The following is a 21,770-nucleotide window of genomic DNA, read 5'->3' on the forward strand; positions in this document are numbered from 1 at the left end:
ATGCCATGGCCTCCCCCGAAGACATCATCTGATCATCGCAGATAATGCCGTTCACTTTCCACCGGATTTTTGCGCTCGCGGCATGACCGCACAGTAAAAACCGAAAGGCGACCGGAATAGCCCTGCGATTTCACACTGGGGATCAAGCATTGGCGAAACGATAACGTTTCCAATGCAATCGGAGGGGAGAGTAACATGGTCACCTATATTCGCTCGGATCTCGATTTCATCTTGGCACAGATCAAGATTGCGGAGGCGCATTCCGCGGGAGCCACGCTCTACGGCGAAGACGGCTTGATCCCGGCATACAACGTCGCCTGGGGCCTGCGCACGGTCGATGGCAGTTACAACCACCTCCTGCCCGGCCAGGAGATGTGGGGCGCCGCAGGTGCCGAGTTCCCCGAACTGATGTCGCCGATCTACCGGCCCGCTGATGGCACGCCCTTCGATCCCGACGGCCCGAACGGTCCGGCTCCGGCGATGCCGACGGCACCCAACTACAACCCATCGAACAATCCCAATTCGCTGGTCTTCGATTCCAGCCTCCGCACGATTTCCAACCTGCTCGTCGATCAGACCCTCGGCAATCCGGCCGCGATCCTGACCGCACTTGAGCGGGCCGGCGCCGCAAGTCCGATGACTGATCTCCCCTTGGTTACGGCGATCTACCAGACGTTCAAGCCGGCTTCGGATGCAGAATACCAGGCGCGCGTCGTCATGCAGAACGCCAGGGCTGCGGCCGATGCGCTCGGCGATGGCGATCCCAACAACGCGCCGACCCCGGAAGAGCAGATAGCGCTGGATGAATTGGCGGAGGCCACGGCAGCCCATGCCTTGACAGTAAGCGCTCTCGAAGAGGCCCGCACGGTGCGCGACACGGCGCTTGAGCCCTTGGGCATCACCATGCAGGGCGACAATGTCTATCTTCCTGCCGTAGCACCGGATGAAGGCCTGTCGGCACCGTTCAATTCCTGGTTCACCCTGTTCGGGCAGTTCTTCGATCACGGCCTCGACCTGATCAACAAGGGCGGCAGCGGCACGGTGTTCATCCCGCTGGCGCCCGATGATCCGCTCTATGTCGAAGGCAGCCATACAAACTTCATGGTGCTGACCCGCGCCACGGTTTCGCCCGGCGCAGACGGCATCATGGGCACCACCGACGACGTGCGCCCGGTCAACACCACGACCTCTTATGTCGACCAGAACCAGACTTATGCCTCGCATGCATCGCACCAGGTCTTCCTGCGCCAGTATCAGTTCAATGCCGCAGGCGATCCCGTCGCAACCGGCAAGCTGATCGAGGGCGCAAATGGCGGCATGGCCACCTGGGGCGAAGTGAAAGCTCAGGCAAAGACGCTGCTCGGCATCAACCTGACGGATGCCGATGTCGGCGCCGTGCCGCTGCTGCGCACCGATCCCTATGGCAACTTCATTCCCGGTGCCAACGGCTTCCCGCAGATCATCCTCGGGATCGGCGCAGACGGCATCCCCAACACGGCCGATGACGTCGTACTCGAAGGCAATCCGGCCGCCAACGGCGGACTAGGCGTCTCGACGACCGGCGCTATCCGCACCGCCAGCGCTTTCCTCGCCGACATCGCCCATGAGGCCGTGCCGATCGGCAAGATCGCCGATGGCGACATCACCATCGGCCTCGGCAACCCGGGCAATGGCGATACCGAATATGATAACGAGTTGCTGGACGCGCACTTCATCGCCGGCGACGGCCGCGTCAACGAAAATATCGGCCTGACCGCCGTCCACCATGTCTTCCATGCCGAGCACAATAGGCTTGTGCAGCATACCAAGGACACGGTGCTGGCGAGCAACGACCTCGCTTTCATCAACGAATGGCTGGAAGTCGATCTGGTTGCCCTGCCGACGCCCGCACAGATCGCAACACTGGTCTGGGATGGCGAGCGCCTCTTCCAGGCAGCCAAGTTCGGCACCGAGATGCAGTACCAGCATCTCGTCTTCGAAGAGTTCGCCCGCAAGATCCAGCCGAATATCAACGTCTTCCTCGTGCCTGACGGCTTCGACACCACCATCGACCCATCGATCGTCGCCGAGTTCGCTCATGTCGTCTATCGCTTCGGCCATTCGATGCTGACCGAGTCGATCGACCGTTTCGATCCGTCGTTCAACGAAGACCATATCGGCCTGATCGAAGGCTTCCTCAATCCGCTCGCCTTCGACGGCGGCGACACCGGCGTTGCTCACTCGATCACTGACGACATTGCCGCTGGTGCCATTGTCCGCGGCATGACCCGGCAGGTCGGCAACGAGATCGACGAGTTCGTCACGACGGCGCTGCGCAACAACCTGCTCGGCCTGCCGCTCGATCTTGCAACGATCAACCTCGCCCGCGGACGCGACACCGGGGTGCCCTCCCTGAACGAGGCCCGCCGCACCTTCTATGAGGCCACAAACGAGGACTCGCTGCTCAAGCCCTATGAGAGCTGGGTCGACTTCGCTGGTCACCTCAAGCACGAGGCGTCGATTATCAACTTCATCGCCGCCTATGGCACACATGAGCTGATCACCGGAGCCGATACGCTACAGGAAAAGCGCGACGCGGCGCTCACCATCATCACCGGCGTCTCCACGGGCGGGGTCGTCGTGCCGACAGACCGGCTCGACTTCCTGAACGCTACAGGCGCCTATGCCGGCGGCTCGCTCGGCGGCCTTGAAAACGTCGATCTCTGGATCGGCGGCCTTGCCGAACAGATCATGCCCTTCGGCGGCATGCTCGGCTCGACCTTCAACTTCGTCTTCGAAGTGCAGATGGAAAAGCTGCAGAACGGCGACCGCTTCTACTATCTGCAGCGCCTCGACGGGCTGCACCTGTTCGGCGAGATGGAGAACAACTCCTTCGCTGCGATGATCATGCGCAACACCGACGCGACGCATCTGCCGTCGGATGTCTTCTCGACGCCCGGCCTCATTCTCGAAGTCGACCGTACCAAGCAATACAATCCCGGCCTTGGCGAAGATGCCGGCGCTGACGGCATCCTGGAGGACGATCCGAATACGGTGGTCAATGAAAGCGCCGACAACCGCGGCATCGATCCTCTCGGCACCAGCCTGCTGACGCCTCTCGTCATTCGCGACAATCCGGCCACCGCCGGCGCCGACGCCAACTACCTCCGCTACACCGGCGGCGACCACGTAGTCCTCGGCGGCACCAACGGTGACGACACGCTTATCGCCGGCATCGGCGACGACACGCTCTTCGGCGACGCCGGCAACGACCGGCTGGAAGGCGGTTTCGGCAACGACATCATCAACGGTGGCGATGGCCACGACATCATCGTCGACAGCGGCGGCGACGACAATATCAAGGCCGGCAAGGGCCATGACGTCGTGCATGCCGGCCCGGGCCTCGACCTTGTGATGGGCAATGACGGCCAGGACTTCATCTTCCTCGGCACCGACATGGGCTCGGAAGTCTTCGCCGGCACCGGCAACGACTTCATCTACGGCAACAAGAATGCCGAACGCATTCTCGGCAACGAGGGCGACGACTGGATCGAAACCGGGACCTTCGACGGCGCCCCCGGCGACAACTTCGACGAAATCTTTGCCCATGACGGCATCGACGGAAACGATGTGTTCCTCGGCGATGGCGGCTTCGACGAGTTCATCGGCGAAGGCGGCGACGACATCATGGTCGGCAGTGCCGGCCGCGGCAAGATGGCCGGCATGTCCGGTTTCGACTGGGCGACCTACAAGGACAATACGCTCGGCGTGAATGCCGACCTGTCGCGCCCGATCGTCTTCGACGAGGCTCCGACCCTGCCGCAGAACGCCGCCCTCGACGAATACGAGTCGATGGAAGGCCTGTCAGGCACGAAATTCAATGACGTGCTCGGCGGTACCGAAGACGTTGCGGCCGACCGTGCGAGCCTGGCCAATGGCGGCACCAGCGGCTATCTCGGCAGCACGCTGGACGCCCAGGGCATCGCCCTGATCGCCGGCCTGCAGGCCGTGCTCGGCGCCGGTGTCACCTCCTTTGCCGGTGGCGACATCATCCTCGGCGGCGACGGCAGCGACCGCATCCAGGGCAATGGCGGCGACGACATCATCGATGGCGACAAGTGGCTGAACGTCCGCATCGGCATCATGAGCGGCTACGACGACAATGGTCCCACTGGGACGGAAATTGCCGGCAATCCGAACATCAAGAGCATGACGAGCCTCGTCACGCTTGTCGTCAACGGCGCGTCCGTCACCAAGACGCTCGCTGCCTGGATGTTCGAAGGCAGGATCAACCCCGGCCAGCTGCAGATCATCCGCGAAATCACCACGGCCGGCGCGGACAATGTCGCCGACAGCGACACCGCCATCTTCCGCGGCGACCGCGGCGAATATGCCTTCTCGGCCACCACTGATGGACAGGTCATCGTCACCCATGCGGTCGAAGACGCGATCGACGGCAGCGACCGGCTGCGTAACATCGAGAAGGTGGAGTTTGCCACCGGCAATGCGCTCAATATCATCGTTGGTACTCCAAACAGTGATGTACCGCTGAACGGCACAGCACAAGACGACCTCATCCTCGGCCTTGCCGGTGCGGACACGCTCAACGGCCTTGCTGGGGACGACATCCTTGTAGGCGGTGCAGGCGGCACAACGGCAACGAATACCTATTCAGATAACTTTGACGGACAGATCTCGTATGCCGACAACAATGGCAGCGCCAGCTTCACCGGTGCCTGGGTTGAAACCAATGATGGTGGCGGAACAGGAGGTGCAGCTGGCGGCGATATCGAGATCGCCAACGGAAGACTAAGATTCGACGAAAACATTGGTGGCAACGAGATCATCACGAGGAATCTCAACCTCAATGGAGCACTCGCGGCAACTCTGTCCTTCTCGTACGAGGACGCTGGGCTGGACGCTGCAAGCCAGGGCAATCCAGTCGAGAATGTAGTGCTTGAGGCTTGGAACGGTATCGGATGGGACATACTTGCGACCTTTGGAGGCAACACCGCGACGGGCTCGAACACCTTCTCCATAGCACTCACCTCAGCACAGATGAGCAGCGCTTCAGCTATCCGCTTTAGGGCCGAAGGCGATTGGGAGGGAGGAGAGAATTTCTACATCGACAACTTCCTCATCAGCGCAACAGTGCCCGCAGTCAACGTCGGCGTAGATACCCTCAATGGAGGGCTCGGCAACGACACCTACTCCTTTGGTCTCGGTGACGGCAATGACGTCATCAATGAACTCGGCGGTGTAGGCGCAGGCACGGCAGACAAGATCTCCATCCTCGCCCCGAGCACGGGCGTCGATGTCGATGGCCTGCCGATCCTGACTATCAATGCGCTGAATGCTTTCGACAGCAGCACGACCGACGCAAACGGCAACCTGGTGATAAACTACACGCTGCCTGGTGGAATCCAGCAGACGATAACGGTGAACGGACACTACACCGGCAACGCCGTGGAAACCGGCGTCGAGCTCATCAACTTCAACGGCGCCTTCTTCAACGGCTACCAGCTGGTCGGCGACTATGCCATCAGCCGGGCGGACCCGACGGGCGGCACCCGAACCGTCAACCTCGCCGCATCCATCGCAAACAACCTCATTGCGGGCGAAGATGGCGATGATGACGCGATCACCGGCGGCGGCGGCAACGACCTGATCTTCGGTGGCGGCCAGGGCGACGATCTCGTCGGCGGCCTCGGCGACGACCTCCTGGTCGGCGGCACTGGCAACGATGATCTCGACAACCGTCTGAATGCCGCCCTCGACGACTTCGAAGGCGCGATCGGCGCCGACACGATGGTCGGCGGCGTGGGCGACGATACCTACGGCGTCGACGACTTGCTCGACGTCGTTGTCGAAGCCGCAGGTGAAGGCACGGATACGGTCGAGACCTTCCTCGCCGAACTCTCGATTGCGGCCATGGCCAATGTCGAGAACCTCGCCTTCCTCGGCGCCGATGCCAGCCAGTTCGTCGGCACCGGCAACGCGGGCAACAATATCATCACCGGCGGCGATCTCGCCGATACGCTGAGCGGCCTCGCCGGCAACGACACCCTGAATGGCGGCCTCGGTGCCGACACCATGATCGGCGGTGACGGCAACGACGTCTATGAGGTCGACGAGGCCGGTGATGTCGTGACTGAAACGTCGGCGGATCTCCTCGTCGGCGGCACCGATCGCGTCGAATCCGACATCGACTACACGCTCGGCGCAAATCTCGAGAATCTGGACCTTAACGGTGCCGCTGTCAGGGGCACCGGCAACACCCTCAACAACGTCATCAACGGCAATGGCGGAGCCAACCAGCTGTTCGGCGCTGGTGGCAACGACACGCTCAATGGCGATGACGGCAATGACCTGCTTGATGGCGGCGACGGCAACGACACGATCAGTGGCGGCGACGACAACGATACGATCATCGGCGGGGCAGGCGACGACACCATCGATGTTGGCGGTGGCTTCAACACCATTGTCTACAACGCACCAGGCTTCGGCGCTGACACGATCAACAGCTTCGACAGCACCGGAGGCACCGCAGCCAACCAGGACAAGATCGACCTCAGCGGGCTCGGGGTCACGGCGGCGAACTTCGCCAACCGCGTCTTCGAATCCGCCTCAGGCGGCAACACGCTCATTACCATCCGGGAGAACGGACCTTCCTCGACCGTCCAGGGGACGATCCTCATCAACGGCAGCAATACCGCGGCCATCGATGCCACGGATTTCACGCTTGCGGCAGCGGCCCCGACCAGCACGATCACCGGAACCGAAGCCGCCAACACGCTCAATGGCGTAGGGACCACATCCGAGACGATCAACGCACTCGGCGGCAATGACACCGTCAACGCGAATGGCGGCAACGACGTGGTCAACGGCGGTTCGGGTGCGGATACCCTTAATGGTGGCGACGGCAACGACACGCTCAGCGGCGGCCTTGGTATCGCCTCTGTGAACTATGCCGACAATTTCGAAACTCAGAGCCAGGGCAACTCCAATGGCACGACCACTTGGGATCCGGATTGGGTCGAAAGCAACGACAGTGGTGCTGTCGCTGCGGGCCAGATCCGCATCGACGCCGGCAACAACAATGTCCTGCAGTTCATCGGCGGCAACGGCGGCGATTTCAACGGGGCGCAAATCCAGCGCAGCGTTGATCTCGCCGGTGCGACCACCGCCACGCTCAGCTACTCGATCGTCGAGAGCGGGCTGGATACGGGCGACGATACGATCGGCGTGTTCTTCTCTCGTGACGGCGTGACCTTCGTCGAGGTCGATACGATCAACGATGGAACCAACACCGTGCCGACCAGAACGATCGACCTCAGCCTGTTCGGCACCGGTCCATTCACCGCCAATGCCGCAATCCGCTTCGTGGCCTCGAGCCTCGAAGCCGGCGACAGTGTCAACATCGACAGTCTGACGATCAATGCGACAGGCAACTTCGGCGTCGACACCATCAACGGCGATGCCGGCGACGACACCGTTATCTGGAATGCCAATGCTTCCGGCGCCACCGATGGCCGCGATATCGTCAATGGCGGAACGGAAGGAGCCGCGGGCGACACCTTCGTCATCAACGGCAATGCCACGGCCGAGGCCTACACGATCTACACCAGGGCAGCCTGGCTGGCGATCGCGGGTAATGTCGCGACAAACATCAATGCCGCGACCGAAATCGTCGTGACCCGCAACGGCAGCAACAATGCTTCCGTCATCGCGGAACTCAGCGAGATCGAGGAAATCCGCATCAATGGTGTCGATCCCTCCGGCACATCCGGCAGCGCAGGGGCCGACAGCTTCAATATCGTCGGCGACTTCTCGACGACCAGCCTGCGTCTCAACACCATCACCATCGATGGCGACGCAGGCGACGATACGATCGATATCTCGGCGCTCGGTTCCGCTCACCGCATCGTCTTCCGCTCCAACGGCGGCAACGACACGATCATCGGCACGCTGCGTCCGCAGGATGTCATCGAGCTTGCCGCCGGCACCACCGCCGCCGACTACGAGATCACGACCGCGGCAAACGGCGTGACGACGATGACCAATGGCGAGCACAGCATCCAGTTCACCAGCGAAGGCGGGCTGCCGCAGTTCAATGGTGAGGGTGCGGCGCCTGAAGAGGAAGAAGACGATGCCGGCACGCCGCCGGTGCCGACACCACCGACCACTCCAACCCCGCCGGCAGCAACGACAGGCGCCATGATCGCCGGCACCGCAGCAGGCGACGTTCTCCTCGGTACGGCGAATGGCGAAACGATCGTCGGCTTCGCGGGCAATGACGTGGCAACCGGCGGCGCCGGTGCCGATATCATCCGCGGCGATGACGGCGACGACTTCCTCAATGCCGAAGGCGGCAACGACATGGTCTTCGGCGGCGCCGGAAACGACGATCTCCTCGGCGGCGATGGCAACGACATGCTCTATGGCGATGCCGGATCCGACCGCGTCTTCGGCGATGCCGGCGACGACATGATCCAGACCGGTACGGGCAACGATACCGCCCATGGCGGGGACGGCAACGATCTCTTCGTGGCCGAAGCGGGTGACGGCGACGACACCTATTACGGTGACGCCGGCAGCGACACGCTGGATCTGGCGGCGATCACCGCCAACCTGAATGTCGATCTCGGCAGCGGCTTCATGGGCCGGGGCAGTGCCTCGAGCACGCAATCCGGCACCGATACGCTCTGGGGCATGGAGAATGTCGTCACCGGCTCCGGCAACGACACGATCACCGCCAATGCCGCGGCCAACATTCTCGATGGCGGCGCCGGAAACGACAAGTTCGTCTTCCTCTCCGAAAAGGATGCCGATGGAGACACGATCCTCGGCTTCCAGCCCGGCGACAAGATCGACCTCAGCGCCACCGATGCCAATGGCGGCCTTGCCGGCAACCAGGCCTTCACGCTGGTCAACGGCTCGACACTGACCGGCGCGGCGCAGCTGATCGTCACGCATGAGGTCCGCGCCGACGGCGACTACACGGTCGTCCAGGGCAGCGTCGATGGCGACAACAGCGCCGAGCTGCGCCTCAGCATCAAGGGGAACCACAACCTCACCACTTCGGATTTCAATCTCTGATCCGAAACGTCAGGTGCGCCGGAAAACCCGGCGCACCTGAATTCCCGTCATCAAAGAAGTGGTGAACGACATGCGCCCCAAGAACCCGCTGACCGGAGCCAAGCGCAAACAGGTCGAGAAGCTGACATCCGGATTGAGAGGGATTTTCGTGTTCCTCTTCTTCACCTCCGGCGCCATCAATATTCTCGCGCTGACCGGCTCTTTCTACATGCTGCAGATCTATGACCGCGCGCTGACGAGCGGCAGCGTCCCGACGCTGCTCGGCCTCTCGGCACTCGCCATCGGCCTCTATCTCTTCCAGGGCCTCTTCGACATCATCCGCTCGCAAATCCTGGTGCGCATGGGCGCGCGGCTCGACAGCCGTCTTGCCCCACTCGCCCATCAGGTGGCGATCGACATGCCGCGTTTCGGTTTCTCGACGGCAGAAGCGCTGGAGCGCGGCCGCGATGTCGATACCGTGCGCTCCTTCCTCGGCAGTCAGGGCCCGGTGGCACTCTTCGATCTGCCCTGGATGCCGCTCTATCTCATCTTCGTCTATATGCTGCATCCCTATCTGGGTGCGCTGACCTTCGCCGGCGCCTTCGTGCTGTCGATGCTGACGATCATCACCGAGCTGATGACCCGGCGGCTGGCGAGCGCCACCCACAAATCCGGCATCGAGCGCAACGCCATTGCCGATTCCAACGCCCGCAACGCCGATATCCTCAAGGCCATGGGCTTTGCCGGGCGGGCCGTCGAGCGCTTCAACCGCGCCAACCAGGATCATCTGGAACTGCAGACCCGCACCAACGACATCAGCGGCACATTCGGGGCGATTTCCCGCGTGCTGCGCATGATCCTGCAATCGGCCGTGCTCGGTCTCGGCGCCTGGCTGACGATCAAGGGCGAGCTTTCGGCAGGCGCCATCATCGCCGCCTCCGTTGCCTCCGCCCGGGCGCTCGCCCCTGTCGATCTGGCGATCGGCAACTGGAAAGGCTTCGTCGCCGCCCGCACCGCCTTCCTGCGGCTGAAGGAAACCGTGATCGCGCTCGCCGGCGCCGAGCCGCCGATGGCGCTTCCCGCCCCCAGCCGCTCGCTGAAGGTCGAGAAGATCACCGTCGCCGCCCCCGGCTCCGGCCGCGTGCTGCTCAGCGAAGTCAGCTTCGAGGTTGCCGCCGGGCAGGCGCTCGGCATCATCGGCCCGAGCGGCGGCGGCAAGACGACGCTCGCCCGGGCACTCACCGGCGTCTGGCCGACGCTGCGCGGCAGTGTCCGCCTCGATGACGCCGAACTGACCCAGTGGTCGGACGACGATCTCGGCCAGCATATCGGCTACCTGCCGCAGGATGTCGCGCTGCTCGATGCCTCGATCGAGGAAAACATCTCTCGGCTCGAACCGCAGGTCGATCCCCGGGCGATCGTCGATTCAGCGCAGACCACCGGCATCCACGAAATGATCGTGCGCATGCCGGAGGGCTATCGCACGGCTCTCGGCCCCCAGGGCGTCTCGCTCTCGGCGGGGCAGCGCCAGCGCATCGGCCTTGCCCGCGCGCTCTACCGCAATCCCTTCATCGTCGTCATGGACGAGCCGAATTCCAACCTCGATGGCGAGGGGGAAGCGGCGCTGACCCAGACGATCAAGGCCGTGCGCGCCCGCGGCGGCATTGCCATCGTCATCGCTCACCGGCCAAGCGCATTGGCCGCAGTCGATATGGTCGCCGTCATCCAGAGCGGAAAGATGGTGGCCTTCGGACCCAAGGACGAGATCCTCAAGCCCGCAGCCGCCGAAACCGGCAGCCGGCCGGCCGCCATGACGCAGCTTGGATCACGCATCACCGCGAGGATGTCAGAATGATCGAGGTCAAAGGCACCAAAACCGCAAAGACCGAAGAAGACCCGCACGACCGCTACGTCCTGAAAAGTGACGACAAGCTGTCCCGGGTGCCGGTCTTCCTTTCCCTGCTGCTGACGGGCTTTGCGCTCTACCTGAAAAGCGCGCTCGGGAGCCCGCAGGAAGCCCCACGCGGCGGCGAGGCCGATCCCCGCCGCCCCGCCAGCGATGAAGACGATCTGCCGCCGATCGACGTCGAAGCCGCCGGCGCCGTGGTCCGCATGCCCGACGAAGAGATCGGCGGCTCCTACTCCGGCGGCAAACCGGGTGGCGTCGTGCTCTCCGGCCACAAGAACCGGGTCAGCTATGCGCTCACCGATTCCGACGCCATCGAGTTCAACCGGCTGAACCTGCCGAGCCTGTCGCTGCTGAAAAGCTTCGGCGGCGTCTCCGCCTCCTTCCACGCCTCCAATGACAATGCCTGGACCGGGCCGCGCCAGGTGCAACCGGATCCCGGCCCGCGAGCAGGCGGCGCGGCGCGCTCTTCGAGCGCCGAACCAGCGGCGAAACCGGTCAACCGCGCTCCGCGTACCAACGGCCCGGTGACACTCGCCGATATCTCCGGCTGCGGCCTGGCGCTGATCGGCCTTGCCGATCTGCTGCGCGGCAGCATCGATCCCGATGGCGACCTGCTGTCGATCAAGGATATTGCCGTGTCCTCGGGAAAACTCGTCCAGACCGCCAGCGGCTGGAGCTTCGACGCCGCCGGTCTCGGCCCGGTCACCATCACCTACATGATCAGCGACGGCCAGGCCCTGGTCTCGCAGACGGCGCATTTCTCCGTCGTCAAGGCGCCGCCGATCACCGGCACATCGGGCGACGACCTGATCGCCGGAACCGCCTGCGCCGACGATATCGAAGGCCTCGCCGGCAATGACAATATCGATGCCCGCAGCGGCAATGACGTGATCAGCGCCGGAGACGGCAACGACCATATCCTCGGCGGCAGCGGTAATGACACGATCTTTGCCGGCAATGGCGACGACATCGTGCTCGGCGGCCTCGGCGACGACCATGTCTGGGGCGGCGCCGGAAACGACCGGCTCTATGGCGAGGACGGCCGGGACAGCCTGTTCGGCGAGGCCGGCGATGACCTGCTCAGCGGCGGTGCCGATGCCGATCTGCTGCGTGGCGGCGATGGTGCCGACCAACTCTATGGCGATGCCGGAAACGACATCATCGACGGCGAAGACGGCAACGACCGCCTCGATGGCGGCGACGGCGACGACGTTGTCCTCGGCAGCGCCGGCGACGATCACCTCGCAGGCGGGACCGGCCGCGATGTGCTGAGCGGCGGCCGCGGCGCCGATACGGTCAAGGCCGAGGATGGCGATGATACCGTCACCGGCGATGCCGACCAGGCCGACGATATCTATGACGGCGGCGCCGGAACCGATACGCTCGACTATTCCGCCCTTGCCGAGGCCGTCGAGATCGACCTCGTCTCCGGCGAGGCCGAGAGCAGCGAGATCGGCTGCGACACCGTCACCGATTTCGAGATCGTCCGCGCTGGATCTGGAGACGATACGCTCACCGGCAGCGATGGCGCCGACGAGCTGCATGGCAATGCCGGCGATGACGAGATGAGCGGCGGCGCCGGTACCGATCTCGTCAAGGGCGGTGAAGGAAACGACACCGTCACCGGCGATTTCGACTGGGCGGCCGACAGCTATGACGGCGGCGAAGGCGTCGATACGCTCGACTATTCCGCAGCTGTCCTCACCGTCGTCGTCGATCTCGTCGCCGCCAATGCCAGCGGTGCCGACATCGGCACGGACAGCATCAGCAACTTCGAGGTGATCAAGACCGGCGACGGCGACGACATCCTGCGCGATGGCGACGGCGAGGAATTTCTCTTCGCAGGCGATGGCGATGACACGGTCGAAGCGTGGGCCGATGAAGCCGACGACGTGTTCGACGGCGGCGATGGCGACGACACGATCGATTATTCGCAGACCGCCCATGGCGTGCTGATCGATCTCGAAAGCGGCAAGGCGACCGGTTTCGAAGTCGGCCAGGACATTATCGAGGGTTTCGAAAAGGCCGTCGCCGGCTCCGGCGACGATGTCATCCGGGCGGGACTGACCGCCGCGGTCATCTCGGGCGGCGATGGAAACGATACGTTCGAATTCACCGTCCCCGCCGGCGAAAGCAGCGCCGATGTCGTCCACCAGATCCTCGATTTCATGGTCGGCGATCGCATCGACATCTCCAAATACAAGATCTTCGAGGAGGTGCTCGACGGCATCGAGGAGCGCTTCGAGGATATCTACGGCGACAATGCGGACAGCACGCCGCTACCCATCCGCGTCCGGCACGAGGGAACGGACGAGCTCAGCCAGACGCTGATCGAAGTCGATATGGACAAGGACGAGCATTACGAGATGACCATCAATCTCACGGGTCACCATCTGCTTGTCATCGTCGAGAATGTGTAGAGACGGGGAGACAAGCGATGAACCAGGACCAGCAGCGGCCGTCGGCCGAAACCAACAACATGTTCCCGGTGGCGACCCGCATCACCGCCGGTATTGCCCTCGGCCTGCTGCTCTTCGCCGGTGCCGGCGGCTGGGCGGCGACCACGCAGCTCAGGGGTGCGATCATCGCTTCGGGGGTGATGAAGGTCGACCGGAACCTGAAATCGATCCAGCATCGCGACGGCGGCATCGTCAGCGAAATCGCGGTCAAGGAAGGCGATCAGGTCAGCAAGGGGCAGATCATGCTGCGCCTCGACGACGCCCAGACCCGCGCCGAGCTCTCGATCGTCCGCACCCAACTCGTCGAATTGACCGCCCGTCAGGCACGGCTGGTCGCCGAGCGCGACAATGTGGAGGCGATCGCCTACCCGGCCGAGCTAGCAGCCATCCTCGGCGAATTCCCGCTGGTCGCCACCGGCGAACAGAAAATGTTCGACGGCAACCGCCGCAACCGGCAGAACCAGAAGCAGCAACTGCAATATGGCATCTCGCAGCTCGAGGAGGAATTGAAGGGCCTGATCGCCCAGCGCGACGCCAAGGCTGGCGAGCTCGAACTGGTCCAGACCGAGCACGACAAGATCAAGGGGCTGGCCGACAGGAAGCTGATCGACACGTCGCGCAAATATTTCATCGACCGCGAGATCGCCAAGCTGACCGGCGAGAGCGGCGAGATCCAGGCGAATATCGCCCGCTCCCGCGCCCGCATGAGCGAAATCCAGGTCCAGATCATCGCCATCGACGAGGCCGCCCGCACCGAAGCCCAGCGCGAACTCGGTATCGTCGAGCCAAAGATCTCGGAACTGAGGGAACGCCGCATCGCCGTCGAGGACCGGCTGGCCCGCACCGATATCCGCGCTCCTCTTTCAGGCACCGTCAACGAGCTCTTCGTCCACACGATCGGCGGCGTCATCACGCCCGCCGAAAAGCTGCTCACCCTCGTCCCCGCCGATGCCGCGCTGAAGATCGAGGCCCGCCTGGCGCCGACCGATATCGACCAGGTCTCGATCGGCCAGGACACCCGCATGCGCTTCTCGGCCTTCAACCAGCGCTCGACGCCGGAGCTCTCCGGAAGCATCGCCTACGTCTCCGCCGCCACCAGCACCGACCCGTCAACCGGCCAGATCTTCTACCTCGCCGACATCGCCGTCTCCCCCTCCGAACTCGCCAGGCTCGGCAACCACAAACTCCTGCCCGGCATGCCGGTCGAAGTCTTCATCTCGACACAGGAGCGGACGGCGATGTCGTTTTTCACGAAGCCGCTGACGGATCAGTTCAGCCGGGCGTTTCGGGAGGAGTGAGGGTGCTTTCCCGGGCCTGCCCAGCGGGCGATGCCCCTACTGCATCGCCCGCCGCGTCACGCCTTACTCCAATCCGGCCTTGTCGAGACCGAAGGCTTTGTCGGCGGAGCCCGGGACGGCCTTGAAGGCGATGCTGGCACGGTTCCAGGCGTTGATGGCCATGATCTGGAAGGTCAGGTCTGAGATTTCCTTTTCGGAGAGCTGGGCGCGCACCTTTTCGTAGAGCTCGTCAGGGACGCCGCCTTCGGGGAGCTTGGTGACGGCTTCGGTCCAGGCGAGAGCGGCACGCTCGCGCGGGCTGAACAGCGTCGATTCCCGCCAGGCGGCGATGTGGTAGAGGCGCAGCGGGCGCTCGCCGTGGATCGTCGCTTCCTTCGAATGCATGTCGAGGCAGAAGGCGCAGCCGTTGATCTGGGAGGCGCGAATATCGACCAGATCGAGGATGGACTGTTCGATCGCACCCTTCTTGGCATCGTTGCTGAGCGTCATCAGGCCCTTGAAGAGCTCGGGGGAGAGTTGAGCGAAATTCAGTCGCTGTGTCATGAGTTTTCATCCGTTTCTGAGGATTGAAATCGCCGGGCGGATGCGAAATCCGCCTCGTGGAACGGATCGATGGTGATCGAGCGGGCGAGGCGTGAACAGCTATACATCTGTTAGGGGCCGAGGACTTGATGGCGTCCACCGCACCCCACCGTCCAGCAGCTCAATCGTATTGCAGTTGTAACGAGAGCCTATGTATTCCGCAGCAGAACGCCGCAGACTTCGATATCTATTTTATTGAAATAGTTATCATATTTTCAGCGTGTCCGGACGCAGCCAGACCGTTCAGGGCATCGTTTATCGCAAGCCTCAAGCAAGCCGTCATTCCTAGCGCTTGGGTTGCGCAGGCAATTCTCTTCGGCTTGCGCGGCCGGTTTTGAGGGCCGCCGCTTCAGCCATGAGAGCTGGTTGTGGCCGTCATTTTATGCCGCCGGCAAATCCATTTCGATCGTCGTGGCGATGCTGAAAAAACGCATCGGCTACGAGCAACGTCAGACAGGAAGATTCCGATGATCTCGGCACTCTCACTCGCACGCAGCTACAGCGCAAACCTGGCGCTCGGCATTCTCAAAGATGGCAACAGCAGCTCGAACGCCTCATCCATGGCAAGCCCTATCTCTCGCCTGCTCGGCGGCATCGATCTCGACCACAGTTCGACGGGGCTGGATGGCGGCTCGCTTTCGGTGCTGCTGCAGGCTCTCCACAATCTGAGCAACGCTGACGGGCAGGACGGCGCCGCGCGCGCGCCTGATGGCTTCATCGGCTCGAAGACCTTCATGAACGCCTTGAAGGACAAGCTCGATGGCGCAGCCGGCAACCCGATGAGCTACGTCAATTTCCAGGGGATGATGCAGGCGATGAAGGACGGAACGCTGGAGGTGACCAATCCGGCGACCGGCGAAACCGTCACCGCCTACGACCCCGCCGGCGGCAAATCCGCAGGGAAGATCGAGACTGGCGATAGCGAGGCCTGGAACACGTTTCTTCAGGATCACCTGAAGCGCGAGAGCGACGGCAGTTTCGCCAAGTCGGCTGACGGTTCCTATATCGACGCCAAGACGGGCGGGAATGCCTATTTCGAGAAGGTCGGCGGCGATTACTACTACTTCACCTGGCCGGGCAAAATGTCCGCCGATGTCTGAGACAGGGGATCGAAAGAGGGGCGGAATTTCCCCTCTTTCGAGGCCACCCTGTTCAGGATCCGGCCATGATCGAGGCAATGAAATCGGTAAAGACCTGCAGGCGAAGGCTGGGCATCTTGCCCGACGCATGGATCGCCTGAAGCGGAACGGTGCCGAGCGGTATACCGGGCAAGGGTTCGACAAGCAGGCCGCGATCGATGTCGTCCTGGACGATGCGTTTGATCAGATAGGCGGCGCCTACCCCTGAAACCGCGGCATCGCGAATGGCGGTTGCGGAATCGAGATCCAATCTCCCCTGCGGCACAAGCTCGCTCCCGTCAGGCAGCGGGATCGGATAGGGCACGCCAGCAATGACGTAGCGCACGAATGGCAGCTCGCGCAGATCGCCCGGCGCGCTCATCTTCCGATGACCGACGAGAAAGGCAGGCGATGCGACGATCGCCATGTCGAGATGCGCCAGCGTCCGGCACATCAGGCCGGATTGAGCGGTGCCGCCAACCCGGAAGGCCACGTCGTAATTTTCGCGCAGAAGATCGACGGCCCTGTCCGTCATCCCGATCTCCAGCGAGATTTCCGGATATCGCGGCATGAACTCGTCGACGACGCGCTGCAGGATCATCCGGCCAAGTTCACTCGGCAGGCTGACACGCAGATGCCCGGCCGGCTCCAGGTGCGATCGTGTGGCGTCGGCGGCAGCGTCGATGCCCTCGAGAAGTGGCGAGATCCTTTCGTAGAAAGCCTCGCCTTCCGGCGTCATCGCCAATAGCCGCGTCGAGCGCCTGAAGAGGCTGGCACCAAGGAGCTGTTCCAGCCGGGACACACTCTTCGAAACCGAGGACGGCGTGGTGCCCAGGCTTTTCGCGGCAGCGCTGAAGGACCCTGCCCTCACCGTTCGAACAAAGGCTACCAGTCCGGCGGTTTCATTCAGCAGGCTTTGCATCTTCAGCTGTGACTCTCATGACCGCGCTATGCGGCTCACTGTGCGGTGTGGAACATCGCCCTTATGGCATGGACGAGGTCTGTCCTGCCATGTGCTTTCGCTGCGGGCGCATCCTTGTGCTCGGCCGCTGCCGGAGATTTCTGCGCCAGACGCTTTGAAAGGTTCATCGCCAGTTCCGGCCGCTCGCCCATCAGGGCTTCAAAAGCAGCCTTCGGGATTTCGTAGATGCTCGCCCGCGTCAGTGCCTTGACGGCACAGGCTTCCGGCCTGCTGGTGAGGACCTCCAACGCGCCAAAACAATCGCCGGGCGCAAGGCGCAGGGCATCCTCGCCGTCATGCATGAAGGCGAGGATGCCGGTGCGGACCACCATCAGCCCGGTGGCGATGCCGCCCTGTTCCACGACGATCTCGCCGGCCGCAAAACTCCTTTTGACCGCCAGCGCCGCCAGGGCCTCGCGCTCCTCGGCATTCAGGTCCGAGAACTGGGGATTGGAACTGAGCAGGATGTCGAATGAGGTTTCCGGCAGCGCGGCAATCTGCTCTCCACCCAGCAATGCCGTCCCCAAGGGTGCTGCCAGGGAGAGGCCGTTGGCGGCGCAATGGCGGTAGATCAGATCGATCACCTCGCTGCGTGCAGCACCTCGCTGCATCGGTCCGGCAACCTGGAAATAAAGCTCCACCTCGATCGCCGCGGCACTGATGCTGCCGACGATGGCGGCCGGTGCGGGCTCGTGGAGAATGCAATTGCAGCTTCCGAGAACATCGCGCATCACATCGGCGACAAATCGCGGCCGGCGCGTCGGCAGAACCCGGACCGCCACCATGAGCTGATGATTTTCATCCGGCTTGCTGACATTGGTCAGCGACTGCCTGGCGAGCACGCTGTTCGGCAGGACGACCAGATTGTGGGCGAAGGTCAGCAGATAGGTCGAGCGCCAGTTGCTGGCGACGACCCGGCCCTCGGTGCCATCGCCAAGCACGATCCAGTCGCCGATGGCGTAGGGCCGTCCGAGCGTGAGCGCGATGCCCGAGAAGACGTCACCGAGCGTATTCTGCAACGCCAGACCGAGGATGACGGCAATGAGGCCGGAGGTTGCCAGCAGCGTTCCGATCGGGACACCGAAGACAAAGGCCATGATCGACAGCAGCACGCCGAGATAGACGATCGCGACGATCAGATCCTGCAGCAGGCGCGCCTCGCGCGGGCGGCCGTCGAGCACGATGTAGATGCGCACAAATCCGATCGTCGCCCAGGAGAGGTGCGTCCACCAGAGGATCTTTGCGGCGACGACCAGACTGCCGAGACCATCGAGATGCGGGGCGTCGAAGCGGAAAGGGTTCAGTCCGGCAAGCGTAACGGCAAAGGTCATTGCCAGGAAGAAGATGATCTGCACGATGAGGCGCGCCGTCGGCCTCGAACGTCCCTGGAGATGCCATATGACGATCCCCGCCACACCCAGAAGATTGATCAGAACGAACATCAAGAATGTCTGTTGCGGCATTAGGTTCTCGCTGCAGAATTGGGATTGCCCGCTCGCAAGCCTGCAGACATCAGGCGGGCGCCCGCGAAAATATCAGTGGAGTTTACGGGCGCCTACTAAACCTGTTGGTAGGTTTCCATGAGCAGCGCTGCCGTCCATCATCATCGATTTCGACGCGCGCCCTTATGCCCGAGAATGACAAATGCAACGTCTTTGCGGGCCTGATGGAGGATTTCCCGCTGTGTCCGGGGCATCGAAGGCGTTATAACTTCGGGAAATTCTGATGAAGCCCGGCAGCGCCTTTGCCGAAAGGCCGCAGTAAGGTTTCTGTCATGCCGGTCGATTGCCGTTGCCTGCGGTGGCGTGCCGGAAGGCCCGTGCGTTCGCCTGTGAAAGACGCATTTCCCTATTGAATTGCAATGAGATAGCAAACGTTAGTTTACTTGTCTGGGGCCCGGAACCCATTAGGATGAATGGTGAACTGGCCACCTTATTCGGTTGGAGGACCTGACAATGGCAGCCGCTGCCAGAAGTGCCGAGCCTGTGTTGCCGCCTCGGCAGATCGTTCACATCGTCGAGGACGATGAACAATTGCGGCTTTCCTTGCTGGACCTGTTTCAATCGCTGGACATGCCGGCCGATGCCTTCGAGAGCGGCGCGGACTTCTTCGCCCGCGCGCCGCAAGACCTTGGCGGCTGCATTCTTCTGGACGTCAGGCTGCCCGGCGCCAACGGCATCGAGTTCCAGAGCGAGCTGGACGCCAAGGGATACCAGGTCCCCATCGTCTTCATGACGGCGCATGGCGACGTTGCCACCAGCGTTCACGCGATGAAGGCTGGCGCCATAGACTTCCTTCAAAAGCCGCTGAGGACCGAGGAACTGCTGGAGGCCATCCAATCGGCCTTCGCAATCGACGCCGAGCGTCAGGAGGCGCGGTTGAAGCGCCAGACCGTGCGCGACCGGGCATCGAGCCTCACCCCGCGTGAGACGCAGGTCATGGGACTTGTCACAAGCGGGCTTATGAACAAGCAGATCGCTTTCGAGCTCGGGATCAGCGAAATCATGGTCAAACTCCACAGAGGCAGCATGATGAGAAAGATGAAGGCCGGGTCACTCGCCGAACTTGTCCGCCAGTTCGAACTTCTTCACTGAGCTGAGCATTCCCATGAAGCCCTTGTATCACCTGATCTGAGGTTCGATGCAGCCCAAACCCCACACCACAGTCGCTATCGTCGATGACGACCATTTCCTTCGGGAATCGTTGCGCGACTTCTTCGATGCGATGGGCATCGACAGCGTCGTCCACGGATCGGCTGATGCGTTCCTCGCCTCCGGCGACATCGCGCGCGTACAATGCGTTCTCGCCGATCTGAAAATGCCGGGCACGAACGGCATGGATCTGCTGCGCAAGATCGTCGCCCTGGGCGGGCCGCCGGTCTGTATCATGACCTCCTTTGCCGACAGCTATACGCGGAAAATGGCTCGATCCTGCGGAGCAGCGGGCTTTATTGAAAAGCCGATCGATGCCGCCAGCCTGCTCGAATTCATCTCGAAGTCGAATTGCGGCTGAACCGCCAACCGGCCCGTCAAGCCGAACGCACGTATAGATGCTCAACGCAGCACCTCATGCCTAAATCCCGGGAGTAACGCGGCCGCCATCGGCGTGCCGCGCTGCGCTACACCCTGAAAGGAGTTCAGCATGTTCACCCGAGCCCTCTTGATCTTGACCGCTGCCATCATGCCAGCGCAGATCACCAACGCTGCCGACACGACGAAAAAGGCAAAGATCTCCGTTGTCTTCGACCATCCGCTTCCCAACGTACCCGGCAAGAGCATGCGCGGCGTGCTGGTGGAATATGGCCCCGGCGGCTCTTCGGCGGCCCACATCCACCCCCATTCCGCCTTCATCTATGCGACCGTGCTCGAAGGCGCGATCCGCAGCAAGGTGAATGACGACCCTGAGAAGGTCTATCACAAGGGTGAGAACTTCTCGGAGCTGCCGGGCGACAAACATGGTGTCAGCGCCAATGCGAGCGATACCGAGCCGGCGCAGCTGCTGGCCGTCTTCGTCGTCGATACGGACGAGACGCAGCTGGTTACCGACATCAAGCAATAGCAACGATGGGCTGCGCTGCCACGCTAGCGGCGGCGCGGCCGATCGTCCAAGATCACGTCGCTCTCGAACCTGTAGCCCGCTCCGCGCGCGGTCTTGATCAGCTGCGGGTTCGCGGGATCGAGCTCGACTTTCCGCCTTAGCCGCAGGATCAATGCATCCAGGCTTCTGTCGAAGATTTCCTCCGAGTTGACCCGGCTGGCTGCCAGCAACTGCTCTCGCGAAAGCACCTTCCGGGGCGCCCGCAGAAAAGCCACAAGCAGATTGAACTCCGCCACCGTCAATTTCACATCGGCGGCGCCGGGCCGGCAGAGGTTCCTCTGGCGTACCCAAAGCGTGCATCCCGCGAAGGAGTAGGATCGCATATCGCGATCCATGCGCGGCAGCGGCTTCTCGCGCATGGCGGCCCGGAGACGGGCCACGAACTCCCGATGCGCCAACGGCTTAGTGATGTAATCCACCGCCCCCGCCTCCAGCCCGCGCACCTTGTCGTCTTCCTCTATGCGGCTGCCGCTGAGGATAACGATCGGCACTGCCACGCGGGCCGCCAGCCGTCTCACCATCTCGAAGTCGTCATCGGCTTTGACGTCGATGACGAGGAGATCGGGTTCGATGCCTGGCAGGAGTCGCTGCAGCTCCTGGAACGACGCGGCTTCGCTCACTTGAAAAGCGGCCTCAACCAGATAGCCGCTGAGGCCATGGCGTGCGGGGGCATCGGTATCAAGCACTACCACGTGCTTCATCGCATTCTCCGTCGGGTTGCAACGGAGGTATAGGCGGGTGGCCAAGTTGGGCCAATAATAACCGCCAATTTTTTCGAGTATTCGGCAC

12 protein-coding genes are annotated in these 21,770 nt (G+C 62.7%); 8 read left to right on the top strand and 4 right to left on the bottom strand.

Annotated features, from left to right (window positions below):
- The first annotated feature begins 195 nt into the window (after positions 1–195).
- The 4 genes from ABIE40_RS15145 (at position 196) to ABIE40_RS15160 (ending at position 14,723) form a co-directional block, all read left to right on the top strand.
- Positions 196–9,078, top strand: a complete 8,883-nt coding sequence (locus ABIE40_RS15145; RefSeq protein WP_199627744.1) for a peroxidase family protein — start codon at positions 196–198, stop codon at positions 9,076–9,078.
- Positions 9,079–9,148: 70 nt separating this feature from the next.
- On the top strand, positions 9,149–10,912 hold the full coding sequence (locus ABIE40_RS15150) for a type I secretion system permease/ATPase (RefSeq protein WP_199627745.1): 1,764 nt from the start codon (positions 9,149–9,151) through the stop codon (positions 10,910–10,912).
- On the top strand, positions 10,909–13,386 hold the full coding sequence (locus ABIE40_RS15155; RefSeq protein WP_199627746.1) for a calcium-binding protein: 2,478 nt from the start codon (positions 10,909–10,911) through the stop codon (positions 13,384–13,386). The genes ABIE40_RS15150 and ABIE40_RS15155 overlap by 4 nt, the downstream gene beginning before the upstream one ends.
- A 17-nt stretch (positions 13,387–13,403) precedes the next feature.
- Positions 13,404–14,723 (top strand): HlyD family type I secretion periplasmic adaptor subunit, encoded by a 1,320-nt coding sequence (locus ABIE40_RS15160; RefSeq protein WP_199627747.1) that lies wholly within the window; start codon positions 13,404–13,406, stop codon positions 14,721–14,723.
- Between the two features lie 63 nt (positions 14,724–14,786).
- Here the strand turns inward: ABIE40_RS15160 and ABIE40_RS15165 are convergent, their stop codons facing one another.
- Positions 14,787–15,266, bottom strand: a complete 480-nt coding sequence (locus ABIE40_RS15165; protein WP_199627748.1) for a carboxymuconolactone decarboxylase family protein — start codon at positions 15,264–15,266, stop codon at positions 14,787–14,789.
- Positions 15,267–15,772: 506 nt separating this feature from the next.
- Between ABIE40_RS15165 and ABIE40_RS15170 the strand changes: the two genes are divergently transcribed.
- The gene (locus tag ABIE40_RS15170) at positions 15,773–16,405 is read left to right on the top strand and encodes a hypothetical protein (protein WP_199627749.1); all 633 of its coding nucleotides are present in this window, start codon (positions 15,773–15,775) and stop codon (positions 16,403–16,405) included.
- Between the two features lie 52 nt (positions 16,406–16,457).
- Here ABIE40_RS15170 and ABIE40_RS15175 read toward each other — a convergent pair whose 3' ends face one another.
- Complete coding sequence (locus ABIE40_RS15175; RefSeq protein ID WP_199627750.1) at positions 16,458–17,345, bottom strand: LysR family transcriptional regulator; 888 nt, start codon at positions 17,343–17,345, stop codon at positions 16,458–16,460.
- Positions 17,346–17,380: 35 nt separating this feature from the next.
- Positions 17,381–18,847, bottom strand: coding sequence for a cyclic nucleotide-binding domain-containing protein (locus ABIE40_RS15180; protein ID WP_199627751.1), 1,467 nt, complete (start codon positions 18,845–18,847; stop codon positions 17,381–17,383).
- Between the two features lie 492 nt (positions 18,848–19,339).
- Here ABIE40_RS15180 and ABIE40_RS15185 point away from each other — a divergent pair, with 492 nt between their 5' ends.
- The 3 genes from ABIE40_RS15185 (at position 19,340) to ABIE40_RS15195 (ending at position 20,942) form a co-directional block, all read left to right on the top strand.
- Positions 19,340–19,978, top strand: a complete 639-nt coding sequence (locus tag ABIE40_RS15185; RefSeq protein WP_199627752.1) for a response regulator transcription factor — start codon at positions 19,340–19,342, stop codon at positions 19,976–19,978.
- 46 nt (positions 19,979–20,024) lie between these two features.
- On the top strand, positions 20,025–20,396 hold the full coding sequence (locus ABIE40_RS15190) for a response regulator transcription factor (protein ID WP_199627753.1): 372 nt from the start codon (positions 20,025–20,027) through the stop codon (positions 20,394–20,396).
- A gap of 129 nt (positions 20,397–20,525) precedes the next feature.
- Entirely contained in the window at positions 20,526–20,942 is a 417-nt protein-coding gene (locus tag ABIE40_RS15195; RefSeq protein WP_130284122.1) for a cupin domain-containing protein, read from the top strand.
- Between the two features lie 23 nt (positions 20,943–20,965).
- Here ABIE40_RS15195 and ABIE40_RS15200 read toward each other — a convergent pair whose 3' ends face one another.
- A complete protein-coding gene (locus ABIE40_RS15200; protein WP_199627754.1) occupies positions 20,966–21,682 on the bottom strand; it encodes a winged helix-turn-helix domain-containing protein in 717 nt (238 codons plus the stop codon).
- Between the last annotated feature and the right edge of the window lie 88 nt (positions 21,683–21,770).

Source organism: Rhizobium sp. OAE497 (genome assembly GCF_040546565.1).
Classification (GTDB): domain Bacteria; phylum Pseudomonadota; class Alphaproteobacteria; order Rhizobiales; family Rhizobiaceae; genus Rhizobium.

Bases quoted from the DNA above. Each gene is read 5' to 3' on its own strand.
- ABIE40_RS15145 (WP_199627744.1), top strand. From the start codon at position 196: ATGGTCACCTATATTCGCTCGGATCTCGATTTCATCTTGGCACAGATC.
- ABIE40_RS15150 (WP_199627745.1), top strand. From the start codon at position 9,149: ATGCGCCCCAAGAACCCGCTGACCGGAGCCAAGCGCAAACAGGTCGAG.
- ABIE40_RS15155 (WP_199627746.1), top strand. From the start codon at position 10,909: ATGATCGAGGTCAAAGGCACCAAAACCGCAAAGACCGAAGAAGACCCG.
- ABIE40_RS15160 (WP_199627747.1), top strand. From the start codon at position 13,404: ATGAACCAGGACCAGCAGCGGCCGTCGGCCGAAACCAACAACATGTTC.
- ABIE40_RS15165 (WP_199627748.1), bottom strand. From the start codon at position 15,266: ATGACACAGCGACTGAATTTCGCTCAACTCTCCCCCGAGCTCTTCAAG.
- ABIE40_RS15170 (WP_199627749.1), top strand. From the start codon at position 15,773: ATGATCTCGGCACTCTCACTCGCACGCAGCTACAGCGCAAACCTGGCG.
- ABIE40_RS15175 (WP_199627750.1), bottom strand. From the start codon at position 17,345: ATGCAAAGCCTGCTGAATGAAACCGCCGGACTGGTAGCCTTTGTTCGA.
- ABIE40_RS15180 (WP_199627751.1), bottom strand. From the start codon at position 18,847: ATGCCGCAACAGACATTCTTGATGTTCGTTCTGATCAATCTTCTGGGT.
- ABIE40_RS15185 (WP_199627752.1), top strand. From the start codon at position 19,340: ATGGCAGCCGCTGCCAGAAGTGCCGAGCCTGTGTTGCCGCCTCGGCAG.
- ABIE40_RS15190 (WP_199627753.1), top strand. From the start codon at position 20,025: ATGCAGCCCAAACCCCACACCACAGTCGCTATCGTCGATGACGACCAT.
- ABIE40_RS15195 (WP_130284122.1), top strand. From the start codon at position 20,526: ATGTTCACCCGAGCCCTCTTGATCTTGACCGCTGCCATCATGCCAGCG.
- ABIE40_RS15200 (WP_199627754.1), bottom strand. From the start codon at position 21,682: ATGAAGCACGTGGTAGTGCTTGATACCGATGCCCCCGCACGCCATGGC.